This window comes from Bradyrhizobium sp. 187, assembly GCF_023101005.1.
In the GTDB taxonomy this organism is placed as follows: domain Bacteria; phylum Pseudomonadota; class Alphaproteobacteria; order Rhizobiales; family Xanthobacteraceae; genus Bradyrhizobium; species Bradyrhizobium canariense_D.
On sequence record NZ_CP064693.1, the window covers coordinates 4,742,461 to 4,759,238 of the forward strand.

The 16,778-nt window shown below is 64.2% G+C and carries 17 protein-coding genes; 8 read left to right on the forward strand and 9 right to left on the reverse strand.

What is annotated here, in order from left to right:
• The first annotated feature begins 115 nt into the window (after window positions 1-115).
• The 3 genes from IVB19_RS22910 to IVB19_RS22920 all read left to right on the forward strand — a co-directional run bounded on the left by IVB19_RS22910 (window position 116) and on the right by IVB19_RS22920 (window position 2,139).
• A complete protein-coding gene (locus tag IVB19_RS22910; protein WP_018455381.1) occupies window positions 116-895 on the forward strand; it encodes an NAD kinase in 780 nt (259 codons plus the stop codon).
• Window positions 896-983: 88 nt separating this feature from the next.
• Window positions 984-1,529, forward strand: a complete 546-nt coding sequence (locus IVB19_RS22915; protein ID WP_007611745.1) for a response regulator — start codon at window positions 984-986, stop codon at window positions 1,527-1,529.
• A gap of 31 nt (window positions 1,530-1,560) precedes the next feature.
• The gene (locus IVB19_RS22920) at window positions 1,561-2,139 is read left to right on the forward strand and encodes an Hpt domain-containing protein (RefSeq protein ID WP_018455380.1); all 579 of its coding nucleotides are present in this window, start codon (window positions 1,561-1,563) and stop codon (window positions 2,137-2,139) included.
• A 122-nt stretch (window positions 2,140-2,261) separates the two neighbouring features.
• Here the strand turns inward: IVB19_RS22920 and IVB19_RS22925 are convergent, their stop codons facing one another.
• The 4 genes from IVB19_RS22925 to folE all read right to left on the reverse strand — a co-directional run bounded on the left by IVB19_RS22925 (window position 2,262) and on the right by folE (window position 5,952).
• The gene (locus IVB19_RS22925; RefSeq protein ID WP_018455379.1) at window positions 2,262-3,437 is read right to left on the reverse strand and encodes a DUF2336 domain-containing protein; all 1,176 of its coding nucleotides are present in this window, start codon (window positions 3,435-3,437) and stop codon (window positions 2,262-2,264) included.
• A gap of 206 nt (window positions 3,438-3,643) precedes the next feature.
• Entirely contained in the window at window positions 3,644-4,678 is a 1,035-nt protein-coding gene (locus tag IVB19_RS22930; protein WP_018455378.1) for a transglycosylase, read from the reverse strand.
• Between the two features lie 131 nt (window positions 4,679-4,809).
• Complete coding sequence (hisI, locus tag IVB19_RS22935; RefSeq protein WP_018455377.1) at window positions 4,810-5,232, reverse strand: phosphoribosyl-AMP cyclohydrolase; 423 nt, start codon at window positions 5,230-5,232, stop codon at window positions 4,810-4,812.
• 27 nt (window positions 5,233-5,259) lie between these two features.
• Complete coding sequence (gene folE / locus IVB19_RS22940) at window positions 5,260-5,952, reverse strand: GTP cyclohydrolase I FolE (RefSeq protein ID WP_007602630.1); 693 nt, start codon at window positions 5,950-5,952, stop codon at window positions 5,260-5,262.
• A 231-nt stretch (window positions 5,953-6,183) separates the two neighbouring features.
• Between folE and IVB19_RS22945 the strand changes: the two genes are divergently transcribed.
• Window positions 6,184-6,639, forward strand: coding sequence for an iron-sulfur cluster assembly scaffold protein (locus IVB19_RS22945; protein WP_007602629.1), 456 nt, complete (start codon window positions 6,184-6,186; stop codon window positions 6,637-6,639).
• Window positions 6,640-6,696: 57 nt separating this feature from the next.
• On the opposite strand, the gene IVB19_RS22950 is transcribed toward IVB19_RS22945, so the two are convergent.
• A complete protein-coding gene (locus IVB19_RS22950) occupies window positions 6,697-7,596 on the reverse strand; it encodes a COG3904 family protein (RefSeq protein ID WP_247819889.1) in 900 nt (299 codons plus the stop codon).
• Window positions 7,597-7,849: 253 nt separating this feature from the next.
• On the opposite strand from IVB19_RS22950, the gene yidD reads away from it, so the two are divergent.
• Both yidD and IVB19_RS22960 read left to right on the forward strand, forming a co-directional pair.
• Window positions 7,850-8,188, forward strand: coding sequence for a membrane protein insertion efficiency factor YidD (yidD, locus tag IVB19_RS22955; protein WP_018455375.1), 339 nt, complete (start codon window positions 7,850-7,852; stop codon window positions 8,186-8,188).
• Window positions 8,189-8,280: 92 nt separating this feature from the next.
• Window positions 8,281-8,493, forward strand: a complete 213-nt coding sequence (locus tag IVB19_RS22960) for a hypothetical protein (RefSeq protein WP_026232939.1) — start codon at window positions 8,281-8,283, stop codon at window positions 8,491-8,493.
• Here the strand turns inward: IVB19_RS22960 and IVB19_RS22965 are convergent, their stop codons facing one another.
• Together IVB19_RS22965 and IVB19_RS22970 are read right to left on the reverse strand one after the other, a co-directional pair.
• Window positions 8,494-9,708: a hypothetical protein gene (locus IVB19_RS22965; protein ID WP_085351145.1), complete on the reverse strand. Its 1,215-nt coding sequence runs from the start codon at window positions 9,706-9,708 to the stop codon at window positions 8,494-8,496.
• Between the two features lie 2 nt (window positions 9,709-9,710).
• Window positions 9,711-11,078 (reverse strand): APC family permease, encoded by a 1,368-nt coding sequence (locus IVB19_RS22970; RefSeq protein ID WP_018455372.1) that lies wholly within the window; start codon window positions 11,076-11,078, stop codon window positions 9,711-9,713.
• A gap of 329 nt (window positions 11,079-11,407) precedes the next feature.
• Between IVB19_RS22970 and IVB19_RS22975 the strand changes: the two genes are divergently transcribed.
• Entirely contained in the window at window positions 11,408-12,739 is a 1,332-nt protein-coding gene (locus IVB19_RS22975) for an alpha/beta hydrolase family protein (protein WP_018455371.1), read from the forward strand.
• Between the two features lie 68 nt (window positions 12,740-12,807).
• On the opposite strand, the gene IVB19_RS22980 is transcribed toward IVB19_RS22975, so the two are convergent.
• Together IVB19_RS22980 and IVB19_RS22985 are read right to left on the reverse strand one after the other, a co-directional pair.
• Window positions 12,808-13,197 (reverse strand): hypothetical protein, encoded by a 390-nt coding sequence (locus IVB19_RS22980; RefSeq protein ID WP_026232937.1) that lies wholly within the window; start codon window positions 13,195-13,197, stop codon window positions 12,808-12,810.
• 92 nt (window positions 13,198-13,289) lie between these two features.
• A complete protein-coding gene (locus IVB19_RS22985; protein ID WP_247377297.1) occupies window positions 13,290-14,462 on the reverse strand; it encodes an MFS transporter in 1,173 nt (390 codons plus the stop codon).
• Window positions 14,463-14,648: 186 nt separating this feature from the next.
• Here IVB19_RS22985 and thrS point away from each other — a divergent pair, with 186 nt between their 5' ends.
• A complete protein-coding gene (thrS, locus tag IVB19_RS22990; protein ID WP_162496534.1) occupies window positions 14,649-16,730 on the forward strand; it encodes a threonine--tRNA ligase in 2,082 nt (693 codons plus the stop codon).
• Window positions 16,731-16,778: the final 48 nt, after the last annotated feature.

Genomic DNA, 16,778 nt, shown 5'->3' on the forward strand with positions numbered 1-16,778 from the left:
CGGAATGGGCAGTTGCCGGACTGCTGTGAAGGGTGGTCATCCTCGACAATCGGGGTCGAGATCGTTAGACGAGCCCGGCGGAACTTTCTCGAGCCAGCGGCCCTGCCCGGAAACCATGACCAAGCCAGCGCGATACGACCAGATCGCCTTCGTCGCCAGCCCGAGCAGCGAGGCGCAAGCCGCCTTCGGCCAGCTCACCAGGGACTTCGGCAATTGCGATCCGAAGGACGCCGACATCGTGGTCGCACTCGGCGGCGACGGGCTCATGCTTCAGACGCTGCATCAGCACATGCATACGGGCAAGCCGATCTACGGCATGCACCGCGGCACCGTCGGCTTCCTGATGAACGAGTACTCGACCGTCGATCTTCGAGCCCGCCTCGAGGCGGCGCAGGAATCAGAAATCCACCCCCTCCTGATGCGCGCGACCGATGCCAACGACCGCGTCCACCTGCATCACGCCATCAACGAGGTCGCCCTGTTCCGGCAGACCTACCAGGCCGCGCGCCTGCGGATCCTGATCGACGAGCGCGAGCGCATGTCCGAGCTGATCGCCGACGGCATCATGGTGGCAACGCCGGCTGGCTCGACCGCCTACAATCTGTCCGCCCAGGGACCGATCCTGCCGATCAATGCCGCGCTGCTGGCGCTGACGCCGATCAGCGCCTTCCGCCCACGACGCTGGCGCGGCGCGCTGCTGCCGAACACGGCTTATGTCGTGATTGAGGTGCTGGAGGGCGACAAGCGCCCCGTGGCGGCGGTCGCCGACCACGACGAGGTGCGCGATGTTCGCCGCGTCGAGGTGCTGTCCGACAAGACCATCTCGATGCGCATGCTGTTCGACCCCGGTCACAGCCTGGAAGAGCGCATTCTGCGCGAACAGTTCGGCTCCTGAGCCGCCTCGTCGGACTGCCGATCGCAACCCTTCATTAACCCCCGGCGAGATATGGTTAACGAAAGTTGACCACTTCGGCCCGGGCTCCATGTTCCGCATCGATTTCAACAAGCTGCGTTTCCTCGTCTGCGACGACAATCCGCACATGCGCCGCATCCTGCGCACGCTGCTGCATTCCTTTGGCGCGCGTGAAGTCTACGAGGCCGAGGACGGCGCCACGGCGCTGGAAATGTACAGCCATTACGTGCCCGACATCGTCATCACCGACTGGGCGATGCCGATCTTCGATGGGCTCGAGCTGGCGCAGATGATCCGGCAGCCGGAATCCAAGGGCAATCCCTACGCGCCGATCATCATGCTGACCGGCCATTCCGAGAAGCGCCGCGTCACGGTGGCGCGCGATGCCGGCGTCACCGAATTTCTGGCCAAGCCGATCTCGGCCAAGGGGCTCTACCAGCGCATCCTCAACGTGGTCGCCAGTCCCCGCCCCTTCATCAAGACCAAGACCTATTTCGGCCCGGACCGCCGCCGCAACATCAACTCAGCCTATATGGGCCCCGAGCGCCGCGTCGGCGAAAAGCACGAGGTGCTGCAGCAGCCCTCGCTGCTCGACAAGGCCCGCTCCTCCATCTAGCGCAACGTCTCTCACGATCGAGGCCGATATCATGGCGAAGAACAGCGCAAGAGACATCGAGATCACGGCCTTCGCCACGCATCAAATCATCACGCAGCCCAACCCGCTGAGGTCGGTCCTGCGCCGCGTCGAAGACAAAGACATGGACGATCCGATCGGCCGCGCCGAACAGGCGCTCGCGGGCCTTGCTGGCGAGTTCAAGGACTGGATGGCGACCGAGATCAACCGGCTGTCGGCCGCCTACGTCGCCATCCGGCACGACGGCTTCAGCAAGGACAGGCGCGACGAGTTGTTTCGCGCCGCGCACGACATCAAGGGCGATGCCGCGACTTTCGGCTATCCGGCGGCGGCGGGCGTAGCCGAGAGCCTGTGCCGCGTCATCGAGCACGCGCCCGATCTCGAAAAGGTACCGGCCGAGCTGTTCACGCACCACATCAACGCCATCCTTGCCATCGTGCACGAGAACACCAAGCTCGACAGCATCAGCGTCTCCGCCGAACTCAGCCGGCGCCTGCGCAAGGTCGCCGATGACTATCTCGCCGACGCCAACCGCGATCGCCCCGAGCATCTCGAGGTGATCCTGGCACCGAGTATCGCGCCGGCGGGGTAGCTTCGCCGTTCGCGAGGTGTTGTAGGGTGGGCAAAGCGAAGCGTGCCCACCAATCGACATGAATTGTGCGGAGAGACGGTGGGCACGGCGCAATGCGCCTTTTGCCCACCCTACACGTCTCGTTACGCCGCAATCAGATCGTCATAGACCGGATCAACCGTCTCGTCCGCGACCAGCTCGTCGCAGAACAGCCTTGCCTCTTCGCGCGCGGATTCGGTGGCGAAGCGGCGGAGCAGGACCATCAGCGGCTCGGTCGCGCCGCGGTCGGTCTCGCAATGGGTGAGCACGCGCTCGACCATGCGGCGGCGCAGCCTTGCTGCATTGTCGTCGCTGTCGACGAAGCCCTGCTCGTGGCAGGCATCGAGCGCGACCTGGAAGGCTGCAAACGTCGCCTCGGGAAGCCCGGCGCGGCGGAGCAGCGCGTGCAGGCTGTTGCCGCCGCGATCGTGCAGCAGCGCGGACACGCGCGCCAGCGGCAGCTCGGCGAGCTCAGCCAGCGCCGCATCGAACAGGTCGAGATTGCTCGACAGCAGCGCGCGCAGAATGAGACCCGCGGTGAGCTGGCCGGTGATGCGCAGGTGCCGAACAAGCCCTTCCATGTCTTCGCCGCGCGAGCGCGCCGCAATGTTCATGGTGGAGCGGTCGCGCGCCTCGGTCGCGATGCGCTCGGCGCGGTCGGCAGTCAGCCAGTTCCGGGCTACGACGAATTGGGCCAGCGTCTCCGAGAGTTTGGCCACCAGCGCGGCGCGCGTGGCAGACGGCAGATCCTCCAGCACCAGCATCGCCTCGCGGATCGCGGCGAGATGGCCGTGACGCTCGACGATGCGATCCCAGGAGAAGGGCGCAAGCTCGGCATGAGGATTTTCGATCAGCTCAAGCGCTGCCGCCGCGCAGCCGACTTCGGCAATGGCGGCGCAGACCGATACCGGCAGCGCGATGCGGCGGGCGACCGCGCACTGCACCTCGTCGTTGCCGGTCGCGACGATGTCGACGAGATCGGCGTCGATCAGCAGCGGAGAATGTTCGAGCACGGACAGCGCGACGGTCGGCTGGTCCGCCGACAGCGCCCGCACGATCGACGCCGGTGCCTCGGTACTGCGCGCAAACGCCTCGGCCATCGCCTGCCGCACCAGCGGCGAGGGATCGTCAAGCAGCATCAGAAGCGCGCCTTCAGCGGCAATACGGTCGTCATGGGAAAGGTCTGAGATCAGCCAGGCCCGGGCCAGCGCCCGCGTCGCCTCGGCCCGCTCGCCGGCGGGCGCCGTCCTGATCCAATTGATGAACTGCCGAACAATCATGGTGCTTCCGGCTTACGCAACGAAGACGAAGCGGTGACGGCTTGTCACCTGCAACACAAAATAAACCACGACGCTTAATAAAGCGTTCACCATAACTGGCTGGTTTTATTGACGTTTTGTTAAGGGAACAAAGGCGGCCCGTTCACGCACCGGGCCCTGCGCAGCAGCGTTCCCGCTGCGACGTGTCCGAGACACGGGAGTGCGTATTAGCTTGAGAACGTGCCGCTGCGATCGCTGAACAGATCAAGCGGCTGGGGCGGCCGGACGTCAGGCGTCCCCGATGCGGCCGAGGTCGCGGGTGCGACCGAAGTGAGCGAGGCATTGTTGCCCCACAATTTCTGCACGGTCGTCGAGACCGGCTGGGTGGTGTCGCCGGGCTGATAGATCGAGCGAAACACCGGCGTGATCGGTGTATTGTCCGCGGCCGTCGTTGGCACTGTCGCGCTGACCGGCATCACCGCGCGTGTGTTCGGAAAGGTCTGGAGATACGCGGCATTGTCGATCAGCGGCGCGGCAGGCTGTACGCCGTTGGCGCTCGCGACCTGCGTGGTCGACGTGCCGCCATACATCGCCATCGCGCTGCGGGTGGTTTTCGAATTTGCCGCGCCGGCGTAGCGTGCATCCAGCACGGAATAGACCTCGGAGATGCTGCGCGCGCGGCCGTCCTTGGCGTAGAAGATCGAGCGATTGGCGGACGCCGCGTTAGGAAACAACCGCGCGCCAACCGCTTGCGGATTGTCCTCGGCATTGGCGATCAGTTTCGCGGCGCCGCCGACGCCCATGAAATGCGCCATGTAGAGTTCGCTGTCGGACGGCCTGCGGCCGAGCAGGCCGGTGAGCTTGAAGCTGTTCGACTGCGTCAGCGCAGCCGCCATGCTGGAGGCGGCCTCCGGATCGTCGCGCAGCTTCATGATCGACCGCTTCATCGCGGGATCATCGACGGTGTAGGTGCCCGACGACGTCCTGGTGATGGCGTCCGAATAGTTGCCATAGCCGAGCTGGGTGCCCGCTTCCTTCACCGTGCCAAGCCAGGTCTGGTCGATGAACTGGTAGAGCCCGTGCGCGGATGACGTAGTCGCCCCCGCCGTGGGATCGAAATCCGATTCCATCTTGGCGGTGGTCAGCATGTACTGGAAGCTGACGCCACCTACGTTCGAGGCCTGCTTGATCGCACTGGCGACGCGTGCCCGCGACGGATCAAGGACCGCCGCCTGTGAGACACTGGAATTGTCGACCGACATGATGAAGTGCCCGCCCGCATGGCGTTGAGGCGCGCCGGCAATTCGACGCCCTGTCGTCTCACCGTGGGACAGATATGGTTAATGCGGGGTAAATTCGGGCCGCCAGCGCCGCCCTCCGCATGACGGCAGGACTACTTCTTGTACACCGCGTCCGGATCGAACAGCCTGTCCGCATCGACAAAGACGAGCCTGGCGCCGCCGTCTTCGGCCTCGACCTTGCGGTAGAAGCAGGACCGGCGGCCGGTGTGACACGCAGCGCCGATCTGCTCGACGCGCAGCCAGACCGCATCCTGATCGCAATCGGTGCGGATCTCGAGCACGCGCTGGGTCTGACCTGAGGTCTCACCTTTTCGCCACAAGGCATTGCGCGAGCGGCTGAAGTACCAGGCTTCGCCGGTCGCGATGGTCTTGCGCAGCGCCTCGTCATTCATGTGCGCGACCATCAGCACGTCGCCGGTGGAAAATTCGGTCGCGACGACCGTGACGAGCCCGGCCGCATCGAATCTCGGAAGGAAGGCGAGACCTTCCTCGGTTTCATGGGAGTGAGCGGACACAACGCCCTCGCCGGTCTATTCGCGAGGTCAGCGCTGCAGGCCTCGCACCAGGGACAGAAAACGCGCCTGTTCCGCCGGATTGTCGCGGAACATGCCGGTGAAGCGGCTGGTGAAGGTGGAGGCACCATGCTTGGCGACGCCGCGCACCGACATGCAGGTATGCTCGGCCTCGATCAGCACGGCAACGCCGCGCGGCTTGAGGATCTCGTCGATCGCTGCCGCGATCTGCGCGGTCATGTGCTCCTGGGTCTGGAGCCGGCGGGCGAAGATGTCGGTGAGGCGCGCAAGCTTCGACAGGCCGACCACGCGTTCCACCGGCGTATAGGCAATGTGCGCCTTGCCGTAGAACGGCATCATGTGATGCTCGCATTGAGAGGTGAACTCGATGTCGCGCACAAGGACGAAGTCGTCATAGCCGGCGGTCTCGCCGAAGGTGCGATCGAGCACCTCGGCCGGGCACTGGTGGTAGCCCTGATAGAGTTCGTCGAAAGCCTCGACCACGCGGCGCGGCGTGTCGAGCAGTCCCTCGCGGTTGGTGTTCTCGCCGATATAGGCAAGCAGCGTCTTCACCGCCTGCTCGGCCTCGGCGCGCGCCGGGCGCGGCTGGTCGGCGCGGACGGCGGCTGCAAGGAATTCGGAAGGATCGAGCTCCGCCGGACGGCTCTCGGGCTGCCGATCGGAGGGCTTGTTGGGGCGGATGGATTTGATGGTAGCGTCCATGTCGACTCCGTTCGACGGCCTTGCGGCCGGAGTGTCACCGGCAGACGGGGCGGCGAGCCGCCGGACGCCTGAGAGAACAGTTTCGGCGAAAAGGTCTTCAAATTATAACGCCGGCAGCACGGTTCTGGATCACACCATCGCTGCGGCGCTGGACTGTTTTTCCGCCAGTTCCGACCTTATATAGGGCCGTGGACGGCGCACGCCAAGGCCGGTCCTGCTGGACTCCATCACATGCTGAACGACATTTATAACAAGCGGATCATCGAACTGGCCGGGAATATTCCGCGGCTCGGGCGGTTGCCGGATCCCGATGCCACTGCCACCGCCCATTCCAAGCTGTGCGGGTCGACCGTCAAGGTCGACCTCAAGATGGAGGGCGAGAAGGTCACTGACTTCGCCCATGACGTGAAGGCCTGCGCGCTGGGACAAGCTTCTTCCTCCATCATGGCAAGTCAGATCGTCGGATCGACTGCGAGCGAACTCCGTGAGTTACGCGAAACTGTTCGCAAGATGCTGAAGGAGAACGGCGCGCCTCCTGAAGGCAAATGGGAAGAGATCAAGTTCCTCGAGCCGGTCCGCGACTACAAGGCGCGCCACGCCTCGACGCTCCTGACCTTCGATGCCGTGGTCGATGCCATCGGCCAGATCGAGGCGAAGGCGAAGCAGCCGGCTGCGGCGCAAGGCTGATTCCGGAGGCTGATCCGGGCTCGTCGCTCGACCCGGAAATAGATCAGAGATTCGAGGCTACTTCTGCGACGCCGCAACCGGCGTGGCCACGCCGCCCGTGGGCACTAGGGCTTCCGCCGTCTTGGTCGACTTCGCAGGCTGCTCCGGTTCCGCACCGAACCTCGCCTGGGTCTTCGGTGCAAGCTCCGCCATTGCCGGCGCGGAGATGTCGACATGCGGCAGCACGTCGGCCACGAGATCCGTCGTCACGAGATTGGTCAGCTTGAGCTCGCCTGCATCGAGCTGATGCAGATCTTCCCAGGGCGGGACGCTGAGCGCGAGCGACAGCAGATCGCCGGCACCGCCCATGTCGAACGTGTATTTGGCAAGCCGGCCGATGTCGCGCTCCACGATCATCAGGTCCTGCGCGCTGTAGCTCGCCGCCTTGGCATCGTCGGCGCGATCGCCCATCCAGATCTGGTGAACCCGGACATGGGCCGCTTCCGGCACGTAGCGCTTCTTGCCCGCCAACAGCAGGAACACGCACATGGATTCGCAATAGGCCTCCGGCGCGACTGCCGGACGGGCCGACTGCCCGCCGCGGTTCTGAACGCTAATGCCGACCGTGGTCAGAAGTCCGAGATTGCGGAAGCGCCGGCCGAGCGTGATCGCGTCGTTGACGGAACCGCCGCTGGAATCCAGCACCACGGTGGCGCCGCCGAGCTGGCGCCCGCGGGAAAACTCTTCGAAGTCCCGGGGCGTATCGGCGGTGATGATGCCGACTGCACTGACCCAACCGCGGCAATTCGGCTCGCAGGCGACCCAATTGAACTTCATCGGCAGCTTGCGCTCTTCGAGGGCAGCACCGGCCCGGGCAGACGACCCGAGCGTCGCGACGGCGCCAGCCAGCACGACTCCACAAGCAGCGGTTCCCACCAGCAACCAGCCGCGAAGATTGAGCGCCTTCAGAAGTTTCAAACTGGTCCCTTCCCCAAGTCCCAAGCTTTAGCCCAAGCCTTACGGCGAGCCGACTCAGCCAAGCCCCGTTCCGACATTCCAATGAGTCTCACATGGACGTCACAAAAATGGTATCCGGGGGAATACAGCTCGTCCATAGGCATTTGCTGCACTGCTCCCAAAAAGCACGCAAAATATGACGTACAAACAACAGCTTACAGTTCCCTGCACCGGAACCGCGCAAAACCTCGCCCACGATCTCAGCAAAGCGCCCATGAAGCAATCAGCCCGCGAGCCATGTTCCAATCCCGTCGCGGGCGCGCTCCGGCTTCCACGCAGATTCGCCCGCGCGCTGATCTGGCTCTACCGCCACACGCTCTCGCCGCTGGTTGGCTACAATTGCCGGCACCTGCCGACCTGCTCCACCTATGGCGACGAGGCAATCGAACGGTTCGGGCTGTGGGCCGGCGGCTGGATGACGCTCGCACGCCTGCTCCGTTGCAACCCTTTCGGCACCTCGGGCATCGACAACGTGCCCCTCACCGCACCACAGGGCGCGCGCTGGTACTTGCCTTGGCGCTACGGCCGCTGGCGCGGCGTCAACGCATCCTGAGCATGATGCGGCGCCTCAGGTGTCGCTACCTTGAGTGGAACCGAAACTCTCTCCTCGCGTTGCTGTGATGCTCCCCGCGGGAGGAAACAACAATGCGCTGGAAAATCAGCCCTCATTTTCACGTCAGACTTGGACCGGATTCCCGGGGTGGTTCGCGAGGCCACGATCCCAGAACCCTCGACATGCTCGCCATCATCGCCCTGCTGCTGCTCGTGGTCGGCTCCGGCTGGTATCTGGAGACGAGTCTTGCCACGCCGCCTAGCACAACGGCGTTCATCGTGCCGAGCCAGAGCGTGCACTGGTAATTAGCGGGACCAGAAAAAGCGTCCGGGTGGCGGCGGGACCGGCTCAGGCGGACGTGGCCGCTTCGGACGCAGCGGTTTCGGCGACGGCTCGGCGGACGAGGTGGTCTCCGCCCCCGGCGCCGTCTCGCTTCCCGGCACCTTCACCGCCAGCAGCAAGTTCGACTCGTGCATCCGCCAGCGGTAGCCGACGCCGAAATCGATCGGCTGGGCGCGCGTGAACAGCGCGGCGTAGCGTTCCTGGTAGCGGCCGGGAAATTCGCCGATCGGTCCGAGATAGCGGCCGAACGGGAAGAACCGCCATTGCCGCGAATTGTAGCTCGAAAGCGGAATGCCGGAATCGTCCTGGACGATGGTCGCGCTGTTGGCGAGCAACCAGTCGCGCGCCACGGTGAAATTGCCGGAGTGCAGCAGATAGGACGCACTCTTGATCAGGCTGTTGCCGGGTCCGAGCGTCTCGCAGAACTTCAGGAATCCTGCCGCGCGTGCACCTGAATTGGAGAGATCGGTCGAGAAATAATACAGCGTGCGCGCCTCGCCGTCGGGGCCCGCAAAGGTGATGCGGGCGCCGCGCGTCGCGTTCGGTCCTGGATTGTCGTTGCCGACATGCACGCCGCCCCTGTCGTCGAGTGCGACCATCTCGACATTGCGGATGATCTTGCCGGAGCGGACGAGGAAGACGTAGAGGATCGGCAAGGTGCCGTTGACCTGGTTGGTGTGCAGGTCGACCTTCATTTGCTTGGTGATGAAGAAGGAAAAACTCAGGATGGAGCCGAGCGAGCGCTCGACATTATAGAGCGCGGCGCCGACCGAACTGCGCGGCAATCGCGTCAGGTCAGCCACTGCACCGACCGGCTCCAGCGCGCCAAGCACGTAAGTGCTGGCCTTGGGATAGAAGGCGTTGGCGTAGAGGAAGTCGGGGCCGCTGAACCAATAAAACATGGTCGGCTTGGTCGCCGCCAAATTGACGTCGGCCCAGTTGCGGATCTTCGCGAGCTGGCGCTCCTCGAGCTGGGCGAAGGCACTGTCGAAGAATCTCGCGTGGCGTTGCCAACCCGAGTCCTTTGTGAGCGGCACCAGCGGCGAATCCGCCGAAGGCTGCATGCCCGCGAGGAAGCGCGCGGTGTCGTCGAAGGTTGCCTCGGCAGCACGTGCGGACGAGACGGCCGCAGCCAGCAAGGCGAGAGCCACGGCCGCAATTCTCATGGGTCGAAACATGTCTATTCGCGATTGTGTGACGTGCCAGCGGCTACCGGCCGCCTGCGGAAAACAGCATAAATCAACAGGCCCGAGACCATGACGAGCATCCCCGATAGCGATTGCACCGGCCGCTCAGTCAATAAATAGTACATCATGAACGCGGTCACGAGCAGGAACACGAGCGGCGTGAACGGGTATCCCCAGGCACGATAGGGCCGCGGCAAATCGGGATCCGTGATGCGCAGCTTGATCACGCCGGCGACCGTGAAGAACGAGCAGAACAGCAGCGCGAACTGGATGAAGTCGAGCACGGCCTCGAAGCTGCGCGTGAACAGCAGCAAATTGGCGACGGCGAGCTGAAACAGGATGGCATAGGCCGGCGCGCCGCGCACCGATCTCCGCGAGAACACGCGCAGCGCCGGAATATCCTCCCCCATCGTCATCATCACGCGCGGGCCGATCCACATCATCGCGCTGATCGAGGAGATCAGGCCGAAACAGATCATCGCGCCGACGATCCGGCCGCCGAGATTGCCGAAGATCGCGCTGCCGGCGACGCTGGCGACGTCGAGCTGACCCGCGAGCGCGCCCACCGGCGTAGAATGGAGAAACACCGCATTCAGCGCGACGTACAGCACGAGCACGATCAGCGTGCCCGCGAGCAGCGCACGCGGCAGGTCCCGCTGCGGCATGTTCATCTCGCCGATGATGTAGGTCGCGGCATTCCAGCCCGAGAACGAATACATCACGAATACGAGCCCGATCGCGAAAGGCGCGCTGACGATATGCACGAGATCACCCGCCTGCGGCGTGAAGGCGATCGGCTGCGGCACGCCGACGATGAAGCCGGCGACCAGGAAGGCAACGATCAGCACGACCTTCAGGATGGTCGAGATCAACTGGAACGTCGAGGAATGCCTGACCCCGGTCAGTTGCACGAGCGAGACCAGCCACACCACGGCGATGGCAAGCGGGATCGGCGGCACATCGGGGACCACCGATTTGGCGTATTCGCCGAAGGCCATCGCGGCGAGCGCGACGGGTGCTGCAAAGCCAACCGTCGCCGACACCCAGCCGGCGAGAAAGCCGAAGGCGGGATGATAGGCTCGGCCGAGGAAATTGTATTCGCCGCTCGAGCGCGGAAACATGGCGCCGAGCTCGCTGTAGGAGAACACCCCGCACAGCGCGACGATGCCGCCGACCGTCCAAAGCAAGAGGATCGAGAAGCCCGAGGGAATGTCCTTGACCTGGAAGCCGAGGCTGGTGAAGACGCCGACCCCGATCATGTCGGCCACGACGATGGCGGTTGCGACCAGAACGGAGACCCCCGACCCGCTTCCGGTCAGCCGGCCGGTCCAGGGTGCAGTACCCGCATCTGATGCCGTCATCGCCGTCCTCAACCTCAGGCGTCACGTCTCGTGGGAAGCATCGTGCAGCTCGGTCCAGTCAATTCAAGCAGGGTTAACAAGGGTTAAATGAGGCGGGGCCGAATCGGTACTGCAGCACCATCAATGCACGATGCGGGCAATAAAGCGTCGTAAACACCGGGACATCCCGTCTCCCTCCCCCACAATCACGACACGATTGCGTGGTCCCTTTGAGCGTTCCGGATGTGGGGAAGTTTCTCCGGATACTTAACGTCGCCTAAACGCCCATCGGCTCAATTGCCTTAATGATTGCCGATGGACTTGTGGTCATGACTTGGGGTCATGGGTGAATGGTCGGGGCCGTTCCGAAGCCGAGAGCTGACATCCGCGCTGACCGGACCACGTCCGGCGCACGCGGTCGTGCGCTTCGGATCGCTCTGATCTCAGCCTTGGTGCCGTTGTCGCTGACACTGGTTCAATGCGGCAAGGCGCCCAATCCGGCAGCGCTCGCGGCGAACTCGCAGGCCAACGTCCAAGCCAACGTCCAGGTCGTTGCGAAGACAAACCAGCAAGTCGCAAGCAACGACACGTTCGAGGATCGATTCCCGGCCCCCCAGTTCAGGGAGCGCTTCCCATCCGCGAGCGAGGGTTTTCTGCAACGGCAGATGTCGGACTTCTCACCCAAGCGCGCCGTGCAGCCGCAGCCGGAGCAGGCGCCTTACAAGGTTGCTTCGCTCGCGCCGCAGGCCCCCTACCAGCGTCCGCCACGCGAGGACCTGACGACGCTCGTCAGCATGAAATCGTCAGCCTTCCCCTATTTCGGCAACAACCCTGCCTCCGACGCGCCATTCCTCAACATCTCCAAGGGCGACCGCCGCGGCCACCGCAGCTATTCCGGGCGCGTGTTCTGGCAGGACGAGACTTACAACGATAACCGCGTCCTGATGCACGTGCCCGAACATTTCGACGTGCGGAAGCCAGGCGTGATCGTGGTGTTCTTCCACGGCAATGGCGCGACGCTGGAGCGCGACGTGCGCGACCGCCAGCTGGTGCCGCAACAGATCACTGATTCCGGCGCCAACGCCATCCTGCTCGCACCGCAGATGGCGGTCGATGCCGCCGATTCCAGCGCAGGAAAATTCTGGCAGGCTGGCGGCCTCAAGCGCTTCATCGACGAGTCGGCGAACCATCTCGCCCGCCTCACCGGCGATCCCAACAGCGCCCGCGCCTTCGCCAACATGCCGATCGTGATCGTCGGCTACAGCGGCGGCTTCCTGCCGACGGCCTGGAGCCTCGAGGTTGGTGGCATCAGTGACCGTGTCCGCGGCGTCGTGTTGCTCGACGCCGTCTATGGCGAGATGGACAAGTTCGCCTCATGGATCGAGAGCCACCGCTCCGGCTTCTTCGTCAGCTCCTACACCCGCTACACCGCGCGGCGCGACCGCGAACTGATGAGCACGCTGCGGCAGAAAGGCATAACCGTCTCCGAAGACATGGACGGCCCCTTGCGTCCGGGCAGCGTGGTGTTCGTCGAAACCGGGGACGGCATCACGCATCGTGACTATGTGACGCGAGCGTGGACGCGGGACCCGCTCAAGGACGTCCTCGTGAAGATGTCGGCGACGCCATCACTCGCGCTCACGCGCGTGGCCTCCACCAATCCATCCCCGTCGAGCCGGTAAGCCCGCGATATTGCGCCGTCGGTATTTTGGCTAGGTGGGCCTGTAACTGTCGCAGGCCCTGATCTGCCTCAGGTCTTTGGCAGCTTCGGAATGCTTTCGGCAAAGCCGTTGAAGCAGGCCAGCCGCTCGTCCTCTTCCTTGAAGAAACGGCAATCGGCGTAGCCCTTGGCCTTGGCCGGCTTCGGCTTTGGCGTCGGCGGGATCACGGCGTCGTAGCAATTGAGCCGGTCCTTGGTGCCGTCATCGAGGTCCAGGCAAGCCTGCAGCCGCGCCGCGATGGATTGTGGCTTGCCCTTCGGCGCGGCAGCCGGCTTGGCCGCAGCCTCCTTGGTGCCCGCCTTGGTCCCTTTGGGCTTGACCTGCACCAACGGCTTGTCTCCGATCATTGGTGGCTTGTCGGCTTGCGCGAAAGCGGAAGCTGAATAGAGCACCGCGGCAACCGCCAGAATCATCCTCATCTCAGTCAACCCTCTTTGGTCCCCATGACCGGCCTTCTAGCCTCCCGGCGCGCGGTTTGCCAAGCACCTTGCGCACACAGGCACGCTTCCGTTCAGGCCGGGGCGGCTGTTGCCGGCCGGGGCCGGGTCAGGACGACCAGGATCAGCGCCACCACCACGAAACCGACTGCGACGAAGCCGAGCGTATGCAGGAGCTCGCGGGCGAACAGCAGTCCGCCGACGGCAGAGCCGACCGCCTGGCCGATATAAAGGACGGAGGTGTTGAGTGCGACGGTCGCCGATGCCAGCGACGGTGCGGCCGAGACCAGCCGCACCTGCTGCATCGAATTGGTCGAGGCAAAACCGAGGCCCCAGATCGCGACCGCACCCGCCATCAACGCGAGCGTGCCGGCGCCGAGTGCCCAGCCCGTGATTCCTGCAAGCAGCAGGCAGGTGAACAGCAGCGAGGTGCGATAGGGTCCCGAGGTGTCGACGATGCGGGTCGCGATGACAACGCCGAGGAAGCCGCAGACGCCATAGAGAGCGAACACCAGGCCGATCGCATCGGGCCCTGCGCCGGTCAGCTTGTTGAGCAGCGGCCCCATGAAGGTGAACACCACGAACTGCCCGGACATCTGCAACATCGTGATCGCAAGCAGAAGCCGGATCGTTCTGTTGCGACCGACCGCGCTCCAGGTCTTCAGATCCACCGGCGTCCCCTTCAAGCCCCCCGGCAGCCGCATCAGCAACAGCAGGAAGCTGACGCAACCGAGCGCGCCGATTCCGCCATAGGCCGCGCGCCAGCCATAGCGGCTGGCGATGAAGGTGATCAGCGGCAGGCCGACGGCGGCAGCGAGCGACCAGCCGAGAAAGATGTAGGCAATCGTGCTGCCGCGACGCTCCACCGGCACGATCAACGCCGCCGTACCGGCGGCCTGCGGCGTGTAAAGCGCGCCGACCGCGAGCATCACCAGGCGGATGACGAGGAGGCTCGCATAGTCGGGCGCAAAGGCCGAGGCCAGATTGCCAAAAGCGAGCGCCGCCAGCGTCGTGGTGAGTAACGCCCGGCGCTCGATCCGGCTGGTGAGCCAGGCCGTCAGCGGCGAGCCGATGCAGAGGATGACAGCCCCGAAGGTGATCAGGAGCGCAGCCGCATGGATGCTGACGTCGAGCCCCGTCGCCAATTCCGGCAGCATGCCCGCCGGCGCCAGTACTGAGCAGCCGGTGACGAGATTGCCGAGCATCAGGGCGGTTGGCGCGAAACGGCCGGCGCGTGCATTTTCCATGCAAACGCATGTAGAGCCGCCTTGCGACCAGTTAAAGGGCGTTGCCCGGAATAGTTCGTGCAGCGCCTCCGCTTTTGCGCGCCGGTTTCTTGGAAATGCCGGATTGCGCAGGCCGACTCGCCTGATATATCGCTCGTTCCCGCTTACCTGCGCTCGTTCGCAGGAGTGAGCCTCAGGAGACATGCCATGACCGACCAGCCCAAGGACCCATCCAAGGACCAATCCAAGTCCGAGCAGCCCAAATCCGAATCCGGCTTCCAGTACAGCCTCAGCAATTTGAGACCCGTGACCCCACCGGAAAAAATCACCCTCACCTTCCCCGACGGCGCCCGGCGCGAATACGCCAAGAGCATCACCGGCCTCGAACTCGCCAAGGGAATTTCGCCGTCGCTGGCCAAGCGTACGGTCGCGATGGCGCTCGACGGCGTGGTCTCCGACCTCGACGATCCCATCGAAGCCGATGCCAGGATCGAGCTGATCAACCGGGACGATCCGCGCGCGCTCGAGCTGATCCGCCATGACTGCGCCCACGTGCTGGCCGAAGCCGTGCAGACGCTGTGGCCGGGCACGCAGGTCACCATCGGCCCCGTGATCGAGAACGGCTTCTATTACGATTTCTTCCGCAACGAGCCGTTCACGCCGGAAGACTTTGCCGCGATCGAGAAGAAGATGCGCGAGCTCATCGCGCGCGACAAGCCTTTTACGAAGGAGGTTTGGGATCGCGAAAAGACCAAACAGGTGTTCCGCGACAAGGGCGAGGCGTTCAAGGTCGAGCTGGTCGATGCCATTCCCGGCAACGAGCCGATCAAGATCTATTACCAGGGCGACTGGTTCGATCTCTGCCGCGGCCCGCACATGACATCGACCGGTAAGGTCGGCAACGCCTTCAAGCTGATGAAGGTGGCCGGCGCCTATTGGCGCGGCGACAGCAACAACCCGATGCTGACCCGCATCTACGGCACGGCATTCGCCAAGCAGGAGGACCTCGACGCTTATCTGAAGCAGATCGAGGAAGCGGAAAAGCGCGACCATCGCAAGCTCGGGCGCGAACTCGACCTCTTCCACTTCCAGGAGGAAGGTCCGGGCGTCGTGTTCTGGCACGCCAAGGGCTGGACCATCTTCCAGCAGCTGATCGCCTATATGCGACGCCGCCTGGCCGGTGACTATAGCGAGGTCAACGCCCCCCAGATCCTCGACAAGTCGCTGTGGGAGACCTCCGGCCATTGGGGCTGGTACCGCGAGAACATGTTCGCGGCGCAGTCGGCCGGCGAGGAGGCCGAAGACAAGCGCTGGTTCGCGCTGAAGCCGATGAACTGCCCAGGCCACGTGCAGATCTTCAAGCATGGCCTGAAGAGCTACCGCGACCTGCCGCTGCGGCTCGCCGAGTTCGGCGTGGTGCACCGCTACGAGCCGTCCGGCGCGATGCACGGATTGATGCGCGTGCGCGGCTTCACCCAGGATGACGCGCACATCTTCTGCATGGAGGATCAGCTCGCCGACGAGTGCCTGAAGATCAACGAGCTGATCCTGTCGACCTATGCCGATTTCGGCTTCACCGGCGATCTCACTGTGAAGCTGTCGACCCGGCCGGAGAAACGCGTCGGCACCGACGCGATGTGGGATCACGCCGAGCGCGTGATGGCGACGGTGCTGCGCGAGATCCAGTCGCAGAACAATCACATCAAGACCGAGATCAATCCGGGCGAAGGCGCCTTCTACGGACCGAAGTTCGAATATGTGCTGCGCGACGCCATCGGCCGCGACTGGCAGTGCGGCACCACGCAGGTCGACTTCAACCTGCCGGAACGGTTCGGTGCGTTCTACATCGACCACGACAGCGGCAAGAAGCCGCCGGTCATGGTGCACCGCGCGATCTGCGGTTCGATGGAGCGCTTCATCGGCATCCTGATCGAGCACTATGCCGGCAACTTCCCGCTCTGGCTGTCGCCGGTGCAGGTGGTGGTCACCACCATCACGTCGGAAGCCGACGAGTATGCCAAGCAGGTGCTGGAGCAGGTCCGGCGTGCGGGACTTCGAGCCGAGATCGACCTGCGCAACGAAAAGATCAACTACAAGGTCCGCGAGCATTCGCTCGCCAAAATTCCGGCACTGCTCGTGGTCGGCAAGAAAGAGGCCGAGACGCAGTCGGTCTCGATCCGCCGGCTCGGCAGCGACGGGCAGCAAGTGACGACGACGGTGGAAGCCATCGCCGCCCTCGTCGACGAAGCGACCCCGCCGGATGTGAAGCGGGCGCGTGGCGCGACCTGACATCTGAAATCGGTCTAAACTCGCTTTCGGTTGCGGGCGTGCATTCCT

Coding starts and splice junctions, on each gene's coding strand:
- IVB19_RS22915 (WP_007611745.1), top strand. CDS start 984: ATGTTCCGCATCGATTTCAACAAGCTGCGTTTCCTCGTCTGCGACGAC.
- IVB19_RS22985 (WP_247377297.1), bottom strand. CDS start 14,462: ATGGAAAATGCACGCGCCGGCCGTTTCGCGCCAACCGCCCTGATGCTC.
- IVB19_RS22945 (WP_007602629.1), top strand. CDS start 6,184: ATGCTGAACGACATTTATAACAAGCGGATCATCGAACTGGCCGGGAAT.
- IVB19_RS22910 (WP_018455381.1), top strand. CDS start 116: ATGACCAAGCCAGCGCGATACGACCAGATCGCCTTCGTCGCCAGCCCG.
- IVB19_RS22925 (WP_018455379.1), bottom strand. CDS start 3,437: ATGATTGTTCGGCAGTTCATCAATTGGATCAGGACGGCGCCCGCCGGC.
- IVB19_RS22960 (WP_026232939.1), top strand. CDS start 8,281: ATGCGCTGGAAAATCAGCCCTCATTTTCACGTCAGACTTGGACCGGAT.
- thrS (WP_162496534.1), top strand. CDS start 14,649: ATGACCGACCAGCCCAAGGACCCATCCAAGGACCAATCCAAGTCCGAG.
- yidD (WP_018455375.1), top strand. CDS start 7,850: ATGAAGCAATCAGCCCGCGAGCCATGTTCCAATCCCGTCGCGGGCGCG.
- IVB19_RS22920 (WP_018455380.1), top strand. CDS start 1,561: ATGGCGAAGAACAGCGCAAGAGACATCGAGATCACGGCCTTCGCCACG.
- IVB19_RS22930 (WP_018455378.1), bottom strand. CDS start 4,678: ATGTCGGTCGACAATTCCAGTGTCTCACAGGCGGCGGTCCTTGATCCG.
- IVB19_RS22980 (WP_026232937.1), bottom strand. CDS start 13,197: ATGAGGATGATTCTGGCGGTTGCCGCGGTGCTCTATTCAGCTTCCGCT.
- IVB19_RS22970 (WP_018455372.1), bottom strand. CDS start 11,078: ATGACGGCATCAGATGCGGGTACTGCACCCTGGACCGGCCGGCTGACC.
- folE (WP_007602630.1), bottom strand. CDS start 5,952: ATGGACGCTACCATCAAATCCATCCGCCCCAACAAGCCCTCCGATCGG.
- IVB19_RS22975 (WP_018455371.1), top strand. CDS start 11,408: ATGGTCGGGGCCGTTCCGAAGCCGAGAGCTGACATCCGCGCTGACCGG.
- IVB19_RS22965 (WP_085351145.1), bottom strand. CDS start 9,708: ATGTTTCGACCCATGAGAATTGCGGCCGTGGCTCTCGCCTTGCTGGCT.